The organism is Cytobacillus sp. NJ13, from assembly GCA_030348385.1.
Taxonomy (GTDB): Bacteria; Bacillota; Bacilli; order Bacillales; family Cytobacillaceae; genus Cytobacillus.
This window is the reverse complement of the sequence record JAUCFP010000006.1, coordinates 2,166,321-2,185,841: the sequence shown is the minus strand read 5'-3', so window position 1 is coordinate 2,185,841 and position 19,521 is coordinate 2,166,321. Positions and strand designations below refer to the sequence as shown.

The following is a 19,521-nucleotide window of genomic DNA, read 5'->3' as shown; positions in this document are numbered from 1 at the left end:
GCTGATTGGCGGGGGCAAGCTAGTATACTAAGTGCCAAAACGTTTGGAAAGTTCTTTGTACTGCTTCGATAAATGCATAAATGAAGGTTTATTTCCTTCATCAATGGCTGCGTCTATTTTTTTCATCAGCTTTTCTTTTTCAGTATTCAGCAGAATCTCGGAAACAAGCATATCAATATAAAGATCAAGAACAAAAGAATCCTTATGGTTTTTCCGTTTCAGCCCACTGGTTTTCATTAATTCGGTGTATGATTTTTCCTTCATGGAAATCACTCCTGAGCTTTTTAATATTATATGGAATTGCCTCTGAATATTCAACTGAGTTTTTTAAATTTTTAGAAAATATTTTCAGAATGTCGAAATTGTGAACAATTTAAAAACTATTGAATAAATTAGTAATTTTTAGATAAATTGGTGTTAATATGGAAAAGCGGAAGCGGAATAGAAAAGGAGATGAAAACATATGAGCCATAATACCCAAATGATCGAAGAGTATGAAGTCAATCCAAATACAATGATTATCAAACCCCTTTCTTATGGGCTAAAAGTTTATTCACAAATCTGGGAGCTTGATGATGAGGTGACTTCCCCTTTTAAGCCGGTCGATATAATTAAAAGCAGCTGCAGATATTTTGGATCAAGCTATGAAGGCAGAAAAGAGGGGACACGCCAATTAACCGGCATTACCCATAAAGCTCCGATAACGATCGACCCCACAAATTTCATTTATTTTTTCCCGACGGCCTCTCCAAACAATCCTGAATGTATCTGGATTGCATTGGATCACATCAATTATTTCAAGCGAGCGGAAAACGCACATACTCAAGTGGTTTTTAAGAATAAGCAAAGCTTCATCATTCCAGTATCTTATACTACTCTTAATAATCAGGTGCTCAGAACAGCTTTACTAAAAACGACATTGATAAGAAGGATAGAAGATTCAGAGAGAAAAGCACTGTACTTTGTGAATGGTTCCAAAATAATGAATGCTTCGGAGAGAACTGGAGCCTACCAATAGAGAAGGGAAAGGATAACTAAGAAGCATGCGGAATTTCATGCTTCTGTTTTCCGTGTGTATATTACCTTATTAGCTGCAGGCTTTTCCTATTACAAATATTAATTTGCCTTCAGGTTTTTTCCTGGCCCAGGCATAGGTTTTTTAATAAGATAATATGTCATCAGCTCCTGGACTTTATTGCGGATGCGGGGGTTAAAGTAATTATGGTGCTCCTCATATCCTTTGTAAAGGAACATGAACATAGTAAATGCCTCATCTCTCTTTATTTCCTGTACCTTTAGCTGGTGTTTATTCATATAGCGTTTTACCTCAGAAAGTTCACTTTGAATGACCTTCATTGTTTCTTCAACCAAATCAAGATAAGGCTGTTTTAGTTTAAACGGGCTTTTATTAATGACGATGGAGTCCCGATTTAAAATGGTTAGCACCATTGGCAAATAAATAGCCTGCTCCATGATATTACGGTCTTCCTCAGGAATTCTGGTCATATTCTTTCTGCTCCCTTAATCAATAGTATCCTGTTAGTATTACAGAACAAGTGTTCTTATTTAATTTTACAAAGGAATGTTTTTTCTTGCAAGAGCCTATATTTGTCGAAACGCTGTTATGTTTCATCATTTCCAATAATTAAAAAAAGTTTCAGCCAGCAGCTTATTGAGAAGGGATTTTATTTCTGATGTCGAAATAAGTAGAGCAGCACAGTTAGGAAGGATGGAATCAATGACGCAAAAAAGAACAATTAAACCGGAAGACCTTTATCAGTTAAAATCTGTAGCTGATCCGCAGCTATCCTTGAATGGAAATGACTTAGCTTTTATTGAGACCAGAATGCTTGATGAGGAAAATACATATAGTTCAAATATTTTTTACTTAAATACAATTGAAAGCAATATGCCGGTTCAGTGGACTTACGGCAAGCACCGTAATCATTCACCCCGCTGGTCTCCTGATGGGGAGTCAATCGCATTTGTATCCGACAGAGACGGAAAATCACAGATTTATGTGATGAGCAAAGCAGGCGGAGAAGCCAGACAGCTGACACACTGTGCAAATGGCGCTTCAAATCCTGTTTGGTCACCTGATGGGAAGAAGATTGTTTTCAATCTTTCAATAAAACCTGGTGAAGATGCAGAAACAAAGGAAAATCAGGAAAAACAGGAAGACAAGCCCGTTCCGCTTGAAATTGAAAAAATGAAGCATAAATCAGACGCCCAGGGTTTTTGGGGCGGAAGGTACAGCCAGGTTGCATTAATAGATATTGAAACTGGCGGTATGGAACAGCTGACATCCGGAGAACATGACTACCAATTGCAGGACTGGTCACCTGATGGAAAATGGATTGCTGTTACGGCAGATTTAAGTGAAGACAAAGATTTCTCTTTTCTAAGCGATGTGTATATCATCCATGTTGAAACAAAAGACATGAAAAGGGTCACAAATGGAAAAGGTTATTTTGGAAGCGCCACATGGTCGCCGGATGGAAAATACATAGGATTGTTCGGGCATGAAAGGGAATACGAAAATGCTACGCATACAAAGGTCTGGGTGTATAATCTCGAATTTGGAAATCTGCAGTGCCTGACTGCAGAATCAGATATATTGGCTGGTGATTATGCCATCGGGGATTTCCAGCAGGGTGCAGTAACACCGGGAATTCTTTGGGCAGAGGACAGCAGAAGCTTTTATTTCCTGGCAACTGATCATGGCAATACAGTTGTTTATTATGGCTCTTTAGATGGGGAATTATATCCTGCGCTGCTGGATCAGCAGCATGTATATGGATTGACAACAGGAGGAAGTATCAATAAAGCTGTTGTAGCCATTAGCAAGCCCTCAAATCCAGGGGATTTATTTTTGCTTGATGTCCCTTCAGGGGAATTAAAACAGCTCACAAAAGTGAATGAAGAGTTCATGAACGGAGTTGAACTGGCAGATGCTGAGCCAATTCAGTTTAAATCTTCGGATAATTGGGACCTGCATGGCTGGATCATGAAACCAGTCCATCTGAAAGATAGCGAAAAAGCACCGCTTGTGCTCGAAATCCATGGCGGGCCTCATGCCATGTATGCCAATTCTTATTTCCACGAATTTCAATGTCTCGCAGCAAAAGGCTATGCGGTCTTATTTATCAATCCACGGGGAAGCCATGGATATGGCCAGCATTTTGTAGACGCTGTAAGAGGAGATTACGGTGGCAAGGATTATGAAGATATTATGGATGCAGTCGATTACGCGCTGGAAAACTTCGATTTTATTGATAAAGACCGGCTTGGCGTAACGGGAGGAAGCTATGGCGGCTTTATGACCAACTGGATTATTGGACACACCAGCCGCTTTAAGGCAGCAGTCACTCAGCGATCCATCTCCAACTGGATCAGCTTTTATGGAGTAAGTGATATCGGCTACTATTTTACTGATTGGCAAATCAAGAGTGATTTGAATGATGTAGTAAAGCTTTGGAAACATTCGCCGCTTGCTTATGTGAATGATATGAATACACCCCTGCTGATTCTGCACAGCGAAAAAGATTATCGCTGTCCAATTGAGCAGGCAGAGCAATTATTCATTGCCTTAAAGCATCGGAAGAGAACAGCAAAATTTGTGCGGTTCCCTGAAGCCAACCATGAGCTTTCCAGAAGCGGAAAACCGAATTTAAGAATCAGCCGTCTGAATTACATTGCCGGCTGGTTTGATGAATATCTATAAAAAAGTTACCGCAGGCCTTCGGGTTTGCGGTTTTTTGATAATATCAAAATTTATATCTTTGTACTTCGAGAGCTGTTTAGCTCCAGCGCCTACCCCCTCGAGGTCACAAGCCGATCCTCCCAAAAGGCAAAGGACGCCTTTTAGTGAGGCTCGACTTGTGCTTGTCGGGGGTGGGCAAGGCGCTTCCGCTTTTCTAATAAAGCTGTAAAGTAACATCAAAATCGCCGATATATCAATGAAATCAGTTTTCATACAGCATACAGAAAATATTTAAAATAAATTGCAACGAATCCAATTCATCTGCAAAATATAAGGGTATACAGGATATACCAGCAGTGATATCGAAACTTTTTTATGGAAACCGCAGTCATATATTTGAAGGTATTTCATACCTGTGCCGCAGAATCATAATTTTACTGCAAAGAAAGGAATTATTTTTATGAGATCAGATAGATATGAAAAGAAAAAAAAGAAAAGTAAATGGAAATGGAAATCCGTCCTCTTAGTCCTGTTTCTCCTGATTGCAGGAACCCTTGGCTATTCGTATTTCCAATTCAAGCAAGGCGTTTCCCAGACAGAGGGAGAGGCAAATATACAGACAGAAGAATTTGAATTTAATGGTGAAAAAGATAAATATGGAGGAACGAATATCCTGATCCTTGGAAGTGATGCAAGGGGAGAGGAGAAATCAAGGGCAGATACAATTATGGTTGCCCAATATCATCCTGAGAAGGGCACATATAAACTTATTTCCTTTATGAGAGATATGTACGTGGACATACCGGGCCATGGACAAAACAGAATAAATTCAGCTCTTGCTTATGGCGGGCCAGAGTTATTAAGGCAGACGATTAAGGAAAACTTTGATATAGATATAAAATATTACTCAATTGTTGATTTCGAAGGCTTTGTTCATTTAATCGATGAAGCTTTTCCAAGAGGGGTAGAAATTGATGTGGAAAAAAGAATGTCTGCCAATATCGGTGTTACTTTGGAACCGGGCCTGCAGCGTCTTGATGGAGAGCATCTCCTTGGGTATGTCAGATTCAGGCAGGATGCGGTAGGGGATTTTGGGAGAGTAGAACGCCAGCAGAAGGTAATGAAAGAAGTAGCAAGCCAGTTTACAAGCCTTCAGACCATTACAAAGCTTCCAAAACTCATCGGGGTGGTAACTCCTTTTGTAAATACGAATATGAATACGGGCGATATTCTGTATATTGGGAAAGATTTCTTATCTAAGGATAACAGGAATGTAGAGACTCTTCGTGTTCCTGTTGATGGAACATTTGAAAACCAGAGAATTAATGGTGCTGCTGTTTTAGGAATAGATAAAGAGGCGAACAAAGCGGCAATCCATGAGTTTCTTTCGAAATAAAAAGTTAGAAACACTGTTTTTGGCGGATTAGGTGTACAATAAAAGGGGAAGTGGTAAAACTAGGGGAAACTTCCCTTTTGTGAAATCAAACGAATAGGACTTTGCTGCATATTGGACAAGGAGATACTAAATGGATTTTGAACTGTTCAAAGATTGGTTTACATTGGATCATATAATGGATTTAATTCGGGAATATCGTTCATTTGGGCCGCTTCCCGGTATTCTGCTTCCAATGCTAGAAGCATTTTTGCCTTTTCTGCCCCTGGTTTTGTTTGTTATGGCAAATGCGAGTGCATTTGGTCTCTGGCTGGGTTTCTTATACTCCTGGCTCGGCGCGGTGGCAGGAGCGCTGCTCGTTTTCCTGCTGGTCAGGAAGTATGGCCAAAAACGATTACTCCGTTTTTTGAAGAAGCATAAGCAGGTACAGAAGCTTATGAAATGGGTGGAAAAGCATGGGTTTGGGCCATTGTTCATCCTGCTCTGTTTTCCGTTTACTCCTTCGGCAGTTGTAAATATTGTCGCGGGGCTTTCAAATATCAGCATTGCTCAATACATGCTGGCAGTCCTGAGTGGCAAAATAGTGATGATTTTTACAATAAGCTTTGTCGGATATGATATCAAATCATTAGTAACACAGCCAATTCGGACAGCCATTGTTGCATTGGTCATTTTCATTCTTTGGTATGTCGGCAAAATCATTGAAATAAAGATGAATATGAGCGTAGAAAAAGATCCCGGGAATAAAAAGCATTGAATGCATAAGTATTGGGGAGATGAAATGTGAAGGAAGGATTGAGAAAAGAGGGAGCGGAATGGCTGAAGGCTTTTGCAATTGGCATCATTATCTTTGCTTTTATACGGACTTTTTTCTTCTCTAATTATGTTGTGGAAGGTGAATCCATGATGCCCACCCTTCAGGATGGAAATAAGCTGATTGTCAATAAAATCGGCTATCAGGTCAGCGATTTAGAGCGCTTTGATGTAATTGTCTTTCATCATAATGATGAAGAGGATTTTGTAAAAAGAATTATAGGGATGCCAGGGGATGAAATCGAATACCGCAATGATGAACTATTTATAAATGGCAAAAAAGTGGATGAGCCTTACTTGGAGAAATACCGGAAAGAAACATTAGGAGGCAAACTGACAGGTGATTTCACACTCTTGGAGATGACGGGCACCGAAACGGTTCCGGATGGAAAACTATTTGTTATGGGAGATAATCGCCTCGGAAGCTGGGACAGCCGGCATTTTGGATTTATTTCAGCCGGCCAGGTTGTAGGAAAAGTAAACCTGCGCTATTGGCCGCTTGATGAAATGGATGCGTCATTCTAAACAAACTTATTTTGTGAAAAAGGGACTCGATAATATCAATTATTCGAGTCCTTTTATTTTAAACTGGCTAGTCCAAGCAGCATACCCCTTCGAGGTGTAGGTGGAGGGCAAGGCGCTTGTGCTTTTCTTATTGAAGGCAAGACATCTCAGCTAACATGCAAGTTGGGATTATTCCTATATTCAGGTTCGCAGTTTACACATACGTTTTCATCATAGTCAGTCATATTAACATCTTCACGATTGTATTCAATTCCGCAAAGGGAGCAGGCAACCATTTTTTCTTCTTCCATTTCCTCTGGTGGAATTGGGATAGCGTCATTAATAGTAATGGGCTCTACGGTAATTCCGCGTGTATTGGCCATTTCGGCATTTAAATATTCCATTGCGGATTCTTCACTTTCCCAAAATCCCAAATCCCATAACAGCTCCTGGGCATCTCCGTTTTGAGCCATCAAGCCATAAACAACTTTCATGATAAATGCTCCTTTCAATTTTGCTGTCCTTTTGTTTTATATTTCTTAGCCTTTTTTGGCTGCGATTAAACCGATTCAAAAAATTACCATGAGTTCCTTTAGAAGACTGGGATAGCTTTTTAAACAATGAGAATATATTGCAGAGGACACAGGAGAAACTGCAGGCTTTGTCGAATAATAGCTTTTGTACACGTCAAAGGATCCGTTTCAGTATCTGATGTCGGAATATTTAAATATATCATGGAGGTGCAATTGATGAGGCTGAAGGATAAAGTCGCCATAATTACTGGTGCGGCGAATGGAATTGGTCTGGCTGCGGCCGAAAAGTTTGCAAGTGAAGGAGCGGTGGTAGCAATGGCTGATTATGATGCAGACATGGGAATTACCAGGGCTCAAGAGCTGAAGGAAAAAGGTCTTAAGGTTGAGTTTTTTCAGGTTAATGTCGCGGACAGGCAAAGCATAGACAGTATGGCGGAAGCTGTAAAAGCGGCATTTGGAAAAATTGACATCCTTATCAATAATGCAGGAATAACAAGGGACGGGATGCTGTCAAAGCTAGCTGCAGACGATTTTCAGGCAGTTATGGACGTGAATCTGGCAGGTGTCTTCCATTGTACACAAGCAGTGCTTCCATTCATGCTGGAACAGGGAAGCGGAAAAATAATCAATACGTCCTCTGTTTCGGGAGTCTATGGGAATATCGGACAGACAAACTATGCGGCAGCCAAAGCTGGTGTAGTGGGAATGACCAAAACATGGGCAAAGGAACTCGGCAGAAAGGGAATTAACGTAAATGCCGTTGCCCCAGGATTCATCTCTACCGGTATGACAGCAAAAGTACCGGAAAAGGTTATTGGCCAAATGCAGGGTATGGTTCCGCTGGGCAGACTTGGAAAACCGGAAGATATTGCGAATGCATACCTGTTTCTAGCTTCCGATGAATCGGATTATGTGAATGGCACGGTCCTTCATGTAGATGGCGGAATCATGATGTAATGATCTGACTTCGAGCGCGTGCTTGATAATCAGAAGATTAATGAGGTGGAAAAGATGAGAAATGTTGTAATAACATCAGCAGTCAGAACACCAGTTGGAACGTTTGGCGGAGCGTTTAAGGATCTTCTGCCGACAGATTTGATTGTGCCTGTATTAAAAGAAGCTGCCGAGAGAAGCGGCCTGCAGAGCAATGAGGTGGATGAAGTGATTTTGGGACACTGCATTCAGCGTACAGATGAACCGAATACAGCAAGAACAGCAGCTTTGCTTGCAGGCTTTGATGAAACAACAACAGGGTTCACAGTCCAGAGGCAGTGTGCATCCGGTATGCAGGCAATTATTTCTGCAGCGCTGCAGATTCAATCAGGGATGTCAGATATCGTGATTGCTGGAGGAGTGGAAGCCATGAGCTCCAGCCCTTATGTATTAAAACAGCATCGCTGGGGCGCCCGCATGCAGCATGGGCAAGTAACCGACACCGTATGGGAAATTCTCGAAGATCCAATCCATCATATTATGATGGGGGAAACGGCAGAAAACCTGGCAGAAATTCATGCCATTACAAGAGAAGAACAAGATGAAGCGGCCTTGCTTAGCCATAAGAGAGCCTTGCACGCGATTGAAAACGGTTACTTTGATTCGCAGATCGTTCCAATTATTATGAAAAGCAGGAAAGGGGAAGTAACTGTTACAAAAGATGAAAACCCGCGTGCAGATTTAACAGCCGAAAAGCTGCGAAGCTTGAAGCCTGTCTTTAGAAAGGGCGGCTCCGTTACAGCAGGAAATGCATCAAGCCTGAATGACGGCGGAGCAGCACTTGTCCTGATGCCGGAAGAACTGGCTCTGGAAAAGGGACTGAAGCCTCTGGCAAAGATTGCTGGATTCTCCGTGGCAGGAGTAGATCCAAAGGTAATGGGAAGAGGGCCTGTGCCGGCAGTCAAAAAAGGCCTTGCTAATGTCAGCTGGTCGCTTGATGATGCAGACTTGATTGAGGTCAATGAGGCTTTTGCAGCCCAATATTTGGCGGTGGAGAAAGAGTTAGGCTTAAACCGGGACAAAGTGAATGTAAATGGAAGCGGAATCAGCCTGGGACACCCTATTGGATGTACCGGTGCGCGTCTTGTTGTGAGTCTCGTTCATGAATTAAAAAGAAGAGGCGGCCATAAAGGAATAGCTTCTCTATGTGTCGGAGGCGGGATGGGAGCCACAGTATTTGTGGAAACGTACGAATAAAGAGTTCCTTCGGGAGCTCTTTATTTATCCGAAATAAGTGGAAACCATCTTCAGCATAATTGATTTTTCCGGGGGTGAAGAAAGTGATAAGCAGTACGATATTGTCTGGAAAGAGTATCATTCTGGGGTCGTTTATTGAGGAAGATATTAAAAAGATAATCCAGTGGCATGCAGACGAAAAAATCATGCGAAACCTGGATGCTCTGCCGGTAAAACCCAAACAGGAAACGGAAATTAAGAAATGGCTTGATGAATGTCCGCAAGACACCTTCAGATTCTCGCTCAGGTTAAAAGAAGCAAATGAACTGATAGGCTATGCAGAGTTAAACGGCATTTTATGGCCCCACAGAACAGGCTGGATCACCATTGCCATTGCAGATGAAACCGAATGGGGAAAAGGGTACGGAAAGGAAGCCATGCAATGCCTGATTCGCTATGCTTTTATGGAGCTTAATCTGTATAGGCTTCAGCTTACTGTATTTTCCTATAATACTAGAGCAAAAACTTTTTATGAAAGTCTTGGATTCCAGAGAGAAGGCTGCTATAGAGAGTTTCTTGAGCGCGATGGAAAACGGCATGATATGTATCTGTACGGGCTCCTGAGAAAGGAGTGGAAAGAGTGAAGAAGCGCGGAATGATTCCGCGCTTTACAAGATTTATTCTGGCTGACTGACAAAAATAATTTCTTTTGACAAGAAATAGCTAAGAATGATATTCGTCAGGAAAAAGGCAAGAAGCAGATACAGTACATAATGATATTCAAGTATCATGACTGCCGGCGGGGCAAGGCTTGCTCCAGTTAATAGAAAAAAAGAATAGAGAGAAAGCGCTTTTGCACGATCAGCCCCTGCAATCATGCCAATCAGTGTGATAACAGTGGGAACAAGAAGAGATATGGAAGCCACGAACATTATAGAAATAGCCATTAAGGCAATAGTGCTGCTGAAGAAAAACATATTAATGATGCTGAAGATTCCTAAAAGTAAACCAAGCTTTAATGTCGAATGGGCACCAATCCGCTCAATTAATTTTCCCGTAAAGAGGGACAGCAGCGCCCCGATTAGTCCCACAGCTCTTAATGTGAACAGCTCCTCCATGGTTCCCTTGAAATTCCTTCCTATTGCATCGTAAAAAGCTACAAAGGTAAACAGCAAAGTAAAGGTAATAGCATAGCTTTGGAGCAGGTTTCCGTTGATTAATAGTTTTTTCATAATAGAAATAACGGGAACCCCTGATTTGGAAGGAGGAGAAGTGCCTGGAAGTATTTTATACGATACAAGGAAAAGAATAAAATAGCAAAACGCAAAGAAATAAAAAGCATAGTTCCATTTAAAATAAAAAGTAATTGTCGAACTGATCAGCTGTCCAAGAATTCCGGCGACAAGGAATCCTGTATTGATAAAAACAAGCAGCAGGGTGCGGCTCCTGGGCTGAAAAAGATCAAAAGAATAAGCGAAGGCAACAGGAGCAAAGCTCCCAAGAGTCAGACCCTGAATCGACCTGGTTATATAGAGAGTCTCTACATTAGGAGAGAGCCCGACGGCACAAGTGGACAAAGCAGAAGCAAACAAACCCGTAATAATAATTCTGCGCCTGCCAAATGTATCTGAAGCAGGGCCAAAGAATAGCAGGCCGGCTGCATAAAAAAATGCAAAAAGGCTTCCCCCGCCGACAATATAATTTTCATTTACTTTAAATGAGTCAGCAATGTCCCCGTAAATAGGGATTAGTGTATAAATGCTGCTGGCCACGAAAATTCCTGTAACTGTCAAAATGACTGACGTTGCAGTCAGGATCTGTTTTGAAATCATCCTTATCACCTGCCGATATACTTTATGCACGAAACCCCCTATAGGAAAGTTGTCATTTCCACAATTTTGAAGAACCCCATACAAAAAATTGAACAGCTGATATGATAAAATAATGATAGAGAGAGAGCTTTTTTAAGGAGGAAAAATATGACCGTACGTTTATTGATAGGCCGGTCCGGAAGCGGCAAAACGGAATACTGCCTTAATGAAATCCGCGATGAACTGCGGTTTAATCCGGATGGAGATCCAATCATTTATTTAGTTCCGGAACAAATGACGTTCCTTTCAGAATATAAATTAATTACCACGCCAGGCCTTGGCGGAATGATACGAAGCCAGGTATATTCTTTTACGCGCCTTGCCTGGAGAATTCTTCAGGAAACAGGAGGCATGAGCAGATACCATCTTAACAGTGTTGGCATCAGCATGCTAATCCGCAAAATCATCGAAGATAAAAAGGATGAACTGAAGCTTTTCCAGAGGGCTGCAGATAAAAATGGTTTTATTCAGCAAATTGAACAAATGATGACTGAATTCAAACGTTATTGTGTAGCTCCCGATGAACTGGCTGAAAGGCAGAAGCAGCTCTCAGGATCAGGGAAATCGAATAAGGCACTTCAGGACAAGCTGCATGATCTTGAGTTAATCTATAAAAATTTTGAAGAATCCCTTGCCGGCAAATATACAGATTCAGAAGATTATTTCCGCCTGCTTGCTGAAAAAGCCTCCCATTCGGAGTATCTAAAAAATGCCGAGGTTTATATAGATGGCTTTTACAGCTTTACACCACAGGAATATTCGATTGTTGAACAGCTGATGAAGCAGTGTAAAAACGTAACTATTACACTGACGCTTGACCAGCCGTTTAAACATAGTGCTCCTGAAGATCTTCATTTATTCAGAATGGCGGGAGAAAACTATCAGACAATCAAAGAAATGGCTTCACGCAACAGTCTGGGTGTTGAAGAACTGGTCCTTACTGAGCAAAAAAGGTGGAGCAGCCATTCTCTTAAGCATCTTGAGGCATATTTTGACAGCAGGCCTGCTGAGGCACTTCCAGGGGAAGCAGACATTCACATCGGACATGCTGCTAACAGGCGGGCTGAAATCGAGGGCGTTGCCAGGAAAATAAATAAGCTTATTCGCACAGATGGCTATCGCTATCGTGATATTGCAGTACTTGCAAGAAACGGACAGGATTATCATGACATGATTGAAACAGTGTTCCATGACTATGAAATCCCATTTTTTATTGACCAAAAAAGAACTATGCTGAATCATCCACTCGTGGAGTTAATTAGGTCAACTCTTGAAATTATCAATGGGAATTGGCGATATGAACCAATCTTCAGGGCAGTAAAAACGGAGCTGATATTTCCATCCAAGTTAAACGCAGGCAAGCTTCGTGAGCAAATGGACAGACTTGAGAACTATGTTCTTGCCTATGGCATTCAAGGGGACAAATGGACGAAGAAGAAGAGATGGATATACAGGAGAATCAGGGGGCTGGAGTTTGAAGCGGTTGCCCAGACAGATGCCGAGAAGAAAATAGAAGATGAGTTAAGTGATTTGCGCGAAATGATTACAGGCCCAATACTAAGGCTGCACAGGCGCTTGAAAAAGGCTGCTGATGGCCGCGGCTATTGTGAAGCTTTATTTTTGTATCTGGAAGAATTGGATGTGCCTGTGAAGATTGAAAAGTGGAAATCTGCTGAAGAGGGAAAAGGGAACCTTGTTAGATCAAGGGAACATGGACAAGCATGGAATGCTATTATGGAGCTTCTGGATCAGTATGTAGAAATGCTTGGTGAAGAAGAAGTGACGCTTAAGCGCTTTGCTTCCGTTCTGGATGCCGGTCTGGAGTCGCTGCGATTTACGCTTGTTCCGCCTGCCATCGATCAGGTCATGGCGGCCGATTTGGAAAGATCAAGACTAACTGATATTAAAGCTGCCTTTGTCATTGGTCTGAATGAAGGAGTAATTCCTGCCAAATTCTCAGAGGACGGTGTGCTGGCGGATGACGACAGAGAAATTCTGAACACAAACGGAATGAAACTGGCGCCGGGAAGCCGTACACGACTTCTGGATGAAGAATTCATAGCCTATAAAGCGTTTGTCACTCCATCAGAAAAACTTTTTATCAGTTATCCGCTGGCAAATGAAGAAGGTAAAGCCCTTATGCCTTCTCCTTATATTAAGAGATTGGGAGATTTATTCCCTGATTGCAGGCAGCATTCCTTCATGTCGGATCCGGCAGAGCTGCCGGAAACGGAGCAGCTGGAATATGCAGATAATCTTAATACAGCACTTTCGTATTTAACTTCTCAGCTTCAGCTGAAAAAACGCAGCTATCCAATCTATGACCTGTGGTGGGATGTTTATAACTTCTATCTTAATAATGAGCAGTGGAGAAGGTCGGCATTAAAGGTTCTTTCCAGCCTGAATTATGAAAACCGGACACTTCAGCTTGGCGAAGACATCAGTAAAGAATTGTATGGCGATCATATTCAGGCGAGTGTTTCCAGGATGGAATTATTCCATAGCTGTCCATTTTCCCATTTTGCACAGCATGGACTACGGCTGCGGGAAAGACAGGTATACCGCCTGGAAGCGCCGGATATCGGGGATTTATTCCATGCTGCTTTAAAATTTATCGCAGAAACAGTTATGACTCATAAGCTTTCATGGACAGATATGACGAGGGAACAGTGTGAGATCCTCGCAAAAGAAGCAGTTGAAATGCTTGCTCCTAAACTGCAAAATGAAATTCTTTTAAGCTCGAACAGGCATCACTATATTAAGAGAAAGCTTGAGCAAATCATCAGCAGGGCCTCCTATGTCATCAGTGAGCATGCAAAATCAAGCGGATTCTCGCCAGTCGGCCTTGAATTGGGGTTTGGTCCAAAAGGAGAACTTCCTTCGCTTGTTTTTCCTCTTAAAAACGGGTCTAAAATGGAGCTTGTCGGAAGAATTGACAGAGTGGACAAGGCTCAGGATACAAACGGGACATTTTTAAGGGTAATTGACTATAAATCAAGCTCCAAGGATTTGAATGTCAGTGAGGTTTATTATGGCATTGCTCTGCAGATGCTCACGTATCTGGACATCATTATTGCCCATTCCAATTCTTTGATCGGGACTGAAGCCGATCCGGCAGGAGTCCTTTATTTCCATGTCCATAATCCAATCGTCAGCACTTCAAAAATGCTGACATTAGAGGATATCGAGCAGGAGCTCTATAAGAAATTTAAAATGAATGGCCTGCTTTTGGGAGATGAAAATGTCATCAGGTTAATGGACCAGACAATTGAGACAGGCGATTCATCCATTATCTCAGCCGGATTCAAAAAAGACGGGACACTTTCGAAGCGATCTAAAGTGGCAAGCAAGCAGGAGTTTGATTATTTGCGCCGCTACGTTAGAAAGATGTATAGGAATACTGGCAATATGATTACAGAGGGGGATGTTAAAATTGCCCCATATAAAATGAAGGAAAAAACACCATGTACATTTTGTGCCTATAAATCTGTATGCCAATTTGACGAATCGCTTGAAACAAATGATTACAGATTATTTGTGCCTAAGCCAAAAGAAGACATGATTGAAATCATCAAGAAGGAGGTGGAGGGCGATGAAAATGGCCATACCGCCTAAGCCGGAAGATGCAAACTGGACTGATGACCAATGGAAAGCAATTATGGCCAAGGGCCAGGATATCCTTGTGGCTGCTGCAGCCGGATCAGGGAAAACGGCTGTTTTGGTTGAAAGGATCATCAATAAGATTATTGCTGATGAAAATCCTAATAATGTCGATGAACTGCTTGTTGTGACCTTCACAAATGCCTCGGCAGCCGAAATGAGGCACAGAATCGGCGAGGCTCTTGAAAAAGCGATAAATGCCGATCCGAAGTCAGCCTACCTCAGAAAGCAGGTAAGCTTATTAAACAGAGCATCCATCTCAACTTTGCATTCATTTTGCTTAGAGATGATCCGCAAATATTACTACATGACCGATATTGATCCCGGATTTCGAATCGCTGATGAAACAGAAGCACAGCTCTTAAGGGATGAAGTACTCGAAGAGCTTTTTGAAGAGGAATACGGTAAAGAGGGAAATGAAGCATTCTTTGCACTTGTTGACACTTTTACAAATGACAGGAGTGACAATGCGCTTCAGGATATAATTAGGGACTTATACGATTTTGCCCGCTCCAATCCTTCACCTGATCAATATCTTGATTCTATTGTTGAGATGTATAACGTGGACGGAGTTAACAGTCTCGAACAGCTTCCATTTGTCCGTTCCCTTTTGGAAGATATAGATCTTCAGCTGAAAGGGGCAAAGCAGCTGCTGGAATATGGGCTGGAGCTGACTAAGCTTCCAGGAGGACCGGCTCCGAGAGCAGAAAACTTTATCGCAGATCTGCACGTTGTAAATACTCTAATTGAAGCGAAAAATGATTCGTGGCCGATGCTATATGAAGCGATGCAATCATGGTCTTTTGGCAGAGCCAAAATGTGTAAGGGAGATGTTTATGATGAAGGGCTGGTTGAAAAAGCAAAGAAACTTAGGGACCAGGCAAAGAAAATTATAACTGGCCTGCAGGAAGAATTGTTTTTCCGCAAACAGGAAAGCTTCCTGCGTGACATGGCGGAAATGAAGCCCCACATAGAATCGCTTGTTTGGTTAGTTAAAGAATTTTCCATTCGCTTTGACCAGGTTAAAACTGAAAAAGGGCTGGTTGACTTTGCCGATCTTGAGCATTATTGCCTTGAAATTCTTTCATCATCAGATGAAGAGGGTAGGCTCTTGCCATCAGAAGCAGCTCTTGCCTGCAGAATTCAGTTCAAAGAAGTCTTGGTTGATGAGTATCAGGATACCAACATGGTTCAGGAAGCTATTTTGCAGCTGGTAACAGCGGAATCAGAAGAAAACGGGAATCTTTTCATGGTAGGGGATGTAAAGCAGTCGATCTACCGTTTCCGCCTTGCAGAGCCTAATCTGTTTTTGGGTAAGTACACACGGTTTGGCCGGGACGGTGAAGAGGCAGGGCTTAGAATTGATTTGGCGCGAAATTTCAGAAGCCGTAAAGAAGTTCTCCACGGGACCAACTATATTTTTAAGCAAATTATGGGAGCAGCTGTCGGTGAAATTGAGTATGATCAGGCAGCTGAGCTTGTTAAAGGAGCTCCTTATTCAGAGAGTCAGGAACACCCTGTAGAAATTACCATTATTGACCTTGAAGGAAATGAAAAAAACGAACCTGAGCCTGAATCAATGGATGAGGGTTTTGACAGCGAAGATTTAGCCCAGTCACAGCTCGAAGCCAGATTTATGGCGTCGAAAATAAAAGAAATCATTGAGAATCGGAAAGAAGTTTACAACACAAAGACTCAAGCTGGGCGGCCTGCCAAGTATAGGGATATTGTCATCCTGCTTCGTTCCATGACATGGGCTCCGCAAATAATGGAGGAGTTTAAACAGCAGGGAATCCCTGTTTATGCCAATCTCTCCAGCGGCTATTTTGAAGCAACGGAAGTAGCGATTATGATGTCACTTCTAAAAGTGATTGATAATCCGTATCAGGATATTCCGCTGGCCTCTGTTCTAAGATCTCCTATTTTAGGGCTGACCGAAGAAGAGCTTGCACAAATCAGGATCCATAATAAAAGAGGATCTTTCTATGAAGCATTGACTTCTTTTTGCCGGAATAACCCAAACCTGGAAACAGGAGATTTATATGAAAAAGTGCGGCCATTTTTTGATCAGCTTAAGGATTGGCGTGTGATGGCGCGCCAGGGTTCTCTTTCCGAGCTGATTTGGCATCTGTACAGAGAAACCAGGTTTTTTGATTTCGTCGGCGGCATGCCGGGCGGAAAACAGAGGCAGGCAAACCTTCGCGCATTGTACGATAGAGCAAGACAGTATGAAGCAACTTCATTCAGAGGATTATTCCGCTTCTTAAGGTTTATTGAACGAATGCGGGACAGAGGCGATGATCTCGGCGCTGCCCGTGCTCTGGGTGAGCAGGAAGATGTTGTCCGCCTTATGACGATTCACAGCAGCAAAGGGCTGGAATTTCCTTTCGTTTTCATTGCAGGGCTTGCCCGCAGCTTTAATACGATGGATCTGAAAAAGCCATACATGCTCGATAAGGAATTTGGATTCGCCGCAAAATATGTAAATGCAGAGAAAAGAATTTCTTATCCCTCTTTGCCACAGATTGCCTTTAAACGAAAAAAGAAAATGGAAATGCTTGCTGAAGAAATGCGGGTCCTTTATGTTGCTTTAACAAGGGCGAAGGAAAAGCTTTTCCTTGTTTCGTCCGTCAAGAGTGCAGACAAAAAAATAAATCAGTGGCTGCAGGCATCTGAGCATAAAGAGTGGCTCCTGAATGAGTATGACAGGGCATCTGCAAACAGTTACCTGGACTGGATTGGCCCATCGCTTGTAAGACATAAAGATTGTGAGGCATTGAGAGGGGAAGGGACGGTGAATCCTCTCGTTCCGGCTGACATACTTGAGCACCCTTCCTGCTGGAATATAACCATAATCAAAAGCGAAGAAGCTGCTGTTCTTTCAGAAGAAGCCAAAGATGGCGGAACGGATCTGCTGCAATTGGTTTATGAAGGAAAACCTGTTCCGGCTGAATCGGCATATAAGGATAAAGTAGAAGAACAGCTTTCCTGGAAATATTCCTATAAGCAAGCAGCACAGCACCGCTCTAAACAATCCGTTTCGGAAGTGAAGCGGCAGCGGGAGATTTTTTCTGAAGAAGACAGCGGTACTGAATTAATCCGAAAAATCAGCAAGCCCCTGCTTGGCAGGCCAAGATTCATGCAGGAAAAATCACTTTCTCCTGCTGAACGGGGTACAGCTATGCATGCTGTCATGCAGCATATTGATTTCAGCAGGCCCGCAACCGTAGAAACGATATCTTCCAAAATGGATGAAATGGTTAGAAACGAATTGCTGACAGAAGAGCAGCATGCCAGCATTGAGCCGCAGCTGATTGTACAGTTCTTCGAAACCGAACTGGGACAAAGAATTGTTCAGGCTAAATCGATACGAAGAGAAATCCCATTCAGTTTATCTTTCCCAGCCAGGGAAATCTATTCAGATTGGCAGGGAGAAGACGAACCTGTTCTCATTCAGGGGATTGTGGACTGTGTATTTGAAGATGAACAGGGCTTGGTGCTCCTTGACTATAAAACTGATGGAATTACCGGCCGGTTTAAGGGAGGCTTTGATGAAGCCAAACCAATTCTCGAAAACAGGTACAAAGTTCAAATTGATATGTACACGAGAGCATTGGAACAAATTTTAAAAAGAGAAGTCAATGAAAGATGCCTCTTCTTCTTTGATGGAGCTCATACAATTAAGCTATAAGATAAGCCGGCAAGGGGACTTGCCGGTTTTTTGCGTACTAGCAGGAATGTTATTGGGTGTACAAACAGTGAGTTCCCGCGCTTAAAAGGATCCGCTTCGAGGTAAAAAGGGCCATCCCCGCAGAAACAGAGACCCCGCTCCATTACTTCCACAAATTTGGGGTAATCTAAAATTAAAGGAGGCTTATGATGGGAAAAAAGCGGACAGAATCCGGAACCTGTGAATTATGCCTGCGGGAGGATCTTGTAATAACCGTACATCATTTGACACCGAAAGAAATGGGAGGTACATTCCTGCCAACTGCGAACTTATGCATTCCCTGCCATAAACAGATTCATGCATTATATACAAATCCAGAACTGGCAGTAAGACTGAATAAAATTGAATTATTGCAGCAGGATGAGAAAATAGAAAAATATTTGAAATGGATTAGAAAGCAGCCTTCAACTAAGTTAACGAAAGCAAAGAAATCGAATGAAAGGAAAGTAAAAGGACGATAACAAATTTGTTATCATCCATGGTCAGCTTATAATTTAGTTGTTGCCGACATTTGGCTGGTCAACCAGGCTGGTATCAAGCACATTGCTGGCGTTTAGGCCATTGTTTGTAATAACTAAGCCGCCTGTATTTGCGGCGCCCTGTCCGGTTGTTGATTTGGAATTGTTTTTTGGGGAGATATACAGGGCATCTCCAAATTGAACAATTCCCCCGCTAACATTTATAATTTGTACCGGTCCGATTATAGCTGGCATGAAAAACATCCTTTTTAAATAATTTTATATTTCTTTATGGTCTGCCTGCAGAATTATTGTTTTTGGGGTAAACCTGACGGATATGCTTGACCCGGGATTCCATTGAGATATCGCGGCTGTTGCCGATATGAATGACAGAAGAAGAGGAAACCCCAATTATGTCAATATTCTGCACCTTAATAATTGGATTTAGCTGGGCAGTCTGAATTACAATTTCTTTATTGATGGGCATTAAGGGAATGGGTTCGCTGAAAATCGGATAAGCAGAAAAATTACCTTCCCGGGCGTCAAAAAATTCAGCTTCACGCTGGACCGCAAGTGCCCTGGAGAAACCCTGAATCGAACAGGAGTCTCCAATCTCAAATACCGATGAAAATGAGATAGTATCAATATTGATTTTATCAACAGATGAAGTTCTTTGAAGCATAATAA

At 42.2% G+C, this 19,521-nt stretch carries 17 protein-coding genes; 11 read left to right on the top strand and 6 right to left on the bottom strand.

The features are described 5' to 3' along the window. Positions 1–27: 27 nt before the first annotated feature. Entirely contained in the window at positions 28–264 is a 237-nt protein-coding gene (locus QUF73_10595) for an IDEAL domain-containing protein (GenBank protein MDM5226668.1), read from the bottom strand. Between the two features lie 199 nt (positions 265–463). Between QUF73_10595 and QUF73_10590 the strand changes: the two genes are divergently transcribed. After that, positions 464–1,018, top strand: a complete 555-nt coding sequence (locus tag QUF73_10590; GenBank protein MDM5226667.1) for a competence protein ComK — start codon at positions 464–466, stop codon at positions 1,016–1,018. A 98-nt stretch (positions 1,019–1,116) separates the two neighbouring features. Here the strand turns inward: QUF73_10590 and QUF73_10585 are convergent, their stop codons facing one another. Then, positions 1,117–1,506, bottom strand: coding sequence for a hypothetical protein (locus QUF73_10585; protein ID MDM5226666.1), 390 nt, complete (start codon positions 1,504–1,506; stop codon positions 1,117–1,119). 232 nt (positions 1,507–1,738) lie between these two features. Here QUF73_10585 and QUF73_10580 point away from each other — a divergent pair, with 232 nt between their 5' ends. The 4 genes from QUF73_10580 (at position 1,739) to lepB (ending at position 6,434) form a co-directional block, all read left to right on the top strand. Further along, positions 1,739–3,724: a S9 family peptidase gene (locus QUF73_10580; protein MDM5226665.1), complete on the top strand. Its 1,986-nt coding sequence runs from the start codon at positions 1,739–1,741 to the stop codon at positions 3,722–3,724. 439 nt (positions 3,725–4,163) lie between these two features. After that, entirely contained in the window at positions 4,164–5,099 is a 936-nt protein-coding gene (locus QUF73_10575; protein MDM5226664.1) for an LCP family protein, read from the top strand. 130 nt (positions 5,100–5,229) lie between these two features. Then, positions 5,230–5,853: a TVP38/TMEM64 family protein gene (locus QUF73_10570; protein MDM5226663.1), complete on the top strand. Its 624-nt coding sequence runs from the start codon at positions 5,230–5,232 to the stop codon at positions 5,851–5,853. 26 nt (positions 5,854–5,879) lie between these two features. Beyond that, on the top strand, positions 5,880–6,434 hold the full coding sequence (lepB, locus tag QUF73_10565; GenBank protein MDM5226662.1) for a signal peptidase I: 555 nt from the start codon (positions 5,880–5,882) through the stop codon (positions 6,432–6,434). Positions 6,435–6,580: 146 nt separating this feature from the next. On the opposite strand, the gene QUF73_10560 is transcribed toward lepB, so the two are convergent. Beyond that, positions 6,581–6,907 carry a hypothetical protein gene (locus tag QUF73_10560; protein ID MDM5226661.1) on the bottom strand — a complete coding sequence of 109 codons (327 nt, stop codon included), beginning with the start codon at positions 6,905–6,907 and terminating at the stop codon, positions 6,581–6,583. A 255-nt stretch (positions 6,908–7,162) separates the two neighbouring features. On the opposite strand from QUF73_10560, the gene fabG reads away from it, so the two are divergent. The 3 genes from fabG (at position 7,163) to QUF73_10545 (ending at position 9,759) form a co-directional block, all read left to right on the top strand. Further along, positions 7,163–7,903: a 3-oxoacyl-ACP reductase FabG gene (gene fabG, locus QUF73_10555; protein ID MDM5226660.1), complete on the top strand. Its 741-nt coding sequence runs from the start codon at positions 7,163–7,165 to the stop codon at positions 7,901–7,903. Positions 7,904–7,957: 54 nt separating this feature from the next. Continuing rightward, positions 7,958–9,136 (top strand): thiolase family protein, encoded by a 1,179-nt coding sequence (locus tag QUF73_10550; protein ID MDM5226659.1) that lies wholly within the window; start codon positions 7,958–7,960, stop codon positions 9,134–9,136. Positions 9,137–9,219: 83 nt separating this feature from the next. After that, complete coding sequence (locus tag QUF73_10545) at positions 9,220–9,759, top strand: GNAT family protein (GenBank protein ID MDM5226658.1); 540 nt, start codon at positions 9,220–9,222, stop codon at positions 9,757–9,759. Between the two features lie 33 nt (positions 9,760–9,792). Here QUF73_10545 and QUF73_10540 read toward each other — a convergent pair whose 3' ends face one another. Next, positions 9,793–10,977 (bottom strand): MFS transporter, encoded by a 1,185-nt coding sequence (locus QUF73_10540; GenBank protein ID MDM5226657.1) that lies wholly within the window; start codon positions 10,975–10,977, stop codon positions 9,793–9,795. Positions 10,978–11,094: 117 nt separating this feature from the next. Between QUF73_10540 and addB the strand changes: the two genes are divergently transcribed. The 3 genes from addB (at position 11,095) to QUF73_10525 (ending at position 18,837) form a co-directional block, all read left to right on the top strand. Continuing rightward, positions 11,095–14,601, top strand: coding sequence for a helicase-exonuclease AddAB subunit AddB (gene addB, locus QUF73_10535; GenBank protein ID MDM5226656.1), 3,507 nt, complete (start codon positions 11,095–11,097; stop codon positions 14,599–14,601). Next, the gene (gene addA, locus QUF73_10530; GenBank protein ID MDM5226655.1) at positions 14,579–18,337 is read left to right on the top strand and encodes a helicase-exonuclease AddAB subunit AddA; all 3,759 of its coding nucleotides are present in this window, start codon (positions 14,579–14,581) and stop codon (positions 18,335–18,337) included. The genes addB and addA overlap by 23 nt, the downstream gene beginning before the upstream one ends. Positions 18,338–18,525: 188 nt before the next feature. Beyond that, the gene (locus QUF73_10525; protein ID MDM5226654.1) at positions 18,526–18,837 is read left to right on the top strand and encodes an HNH endonuclease; all 312 of its coding nucleotides are present in this window, start codon (positions 18,526–18,528) and stop codon (positions 18,835–18,837) included. Between the two features lie 33 nt (positions 18,838–18,870). On the opposite strand, the gene QUF73_10520 is transcribed toward QUF73_10525, so the two are convergent. Both QUF73_10520 and QUF73_10515 read right to left on the bottom strand, forming a co-directional pair. Continuing rightward, the gene (locus QUF73_10520; protein MDM5226653.1) at positions 18,871–19,089 is read right to left on the bottom strand and encodes a spore germination protein; all 219 of its coding nucleotides are present in this window, start codon (positions 19,087–19,089) and stop codon (positions 18,871–18,873) included. A gap of 34 nt (positions 19,090–19,123) precedes the next feature. Further along, entirely contained in the window at positions 19,124–19,516 is a 393-nt protein-coding gene (locus QUF73_10515; protein MDM5226652.1) for a spore germination protein GerPE, read from the bottom strand. Positions 19,517–19,521: the final 5 nt, after the last annotated feature.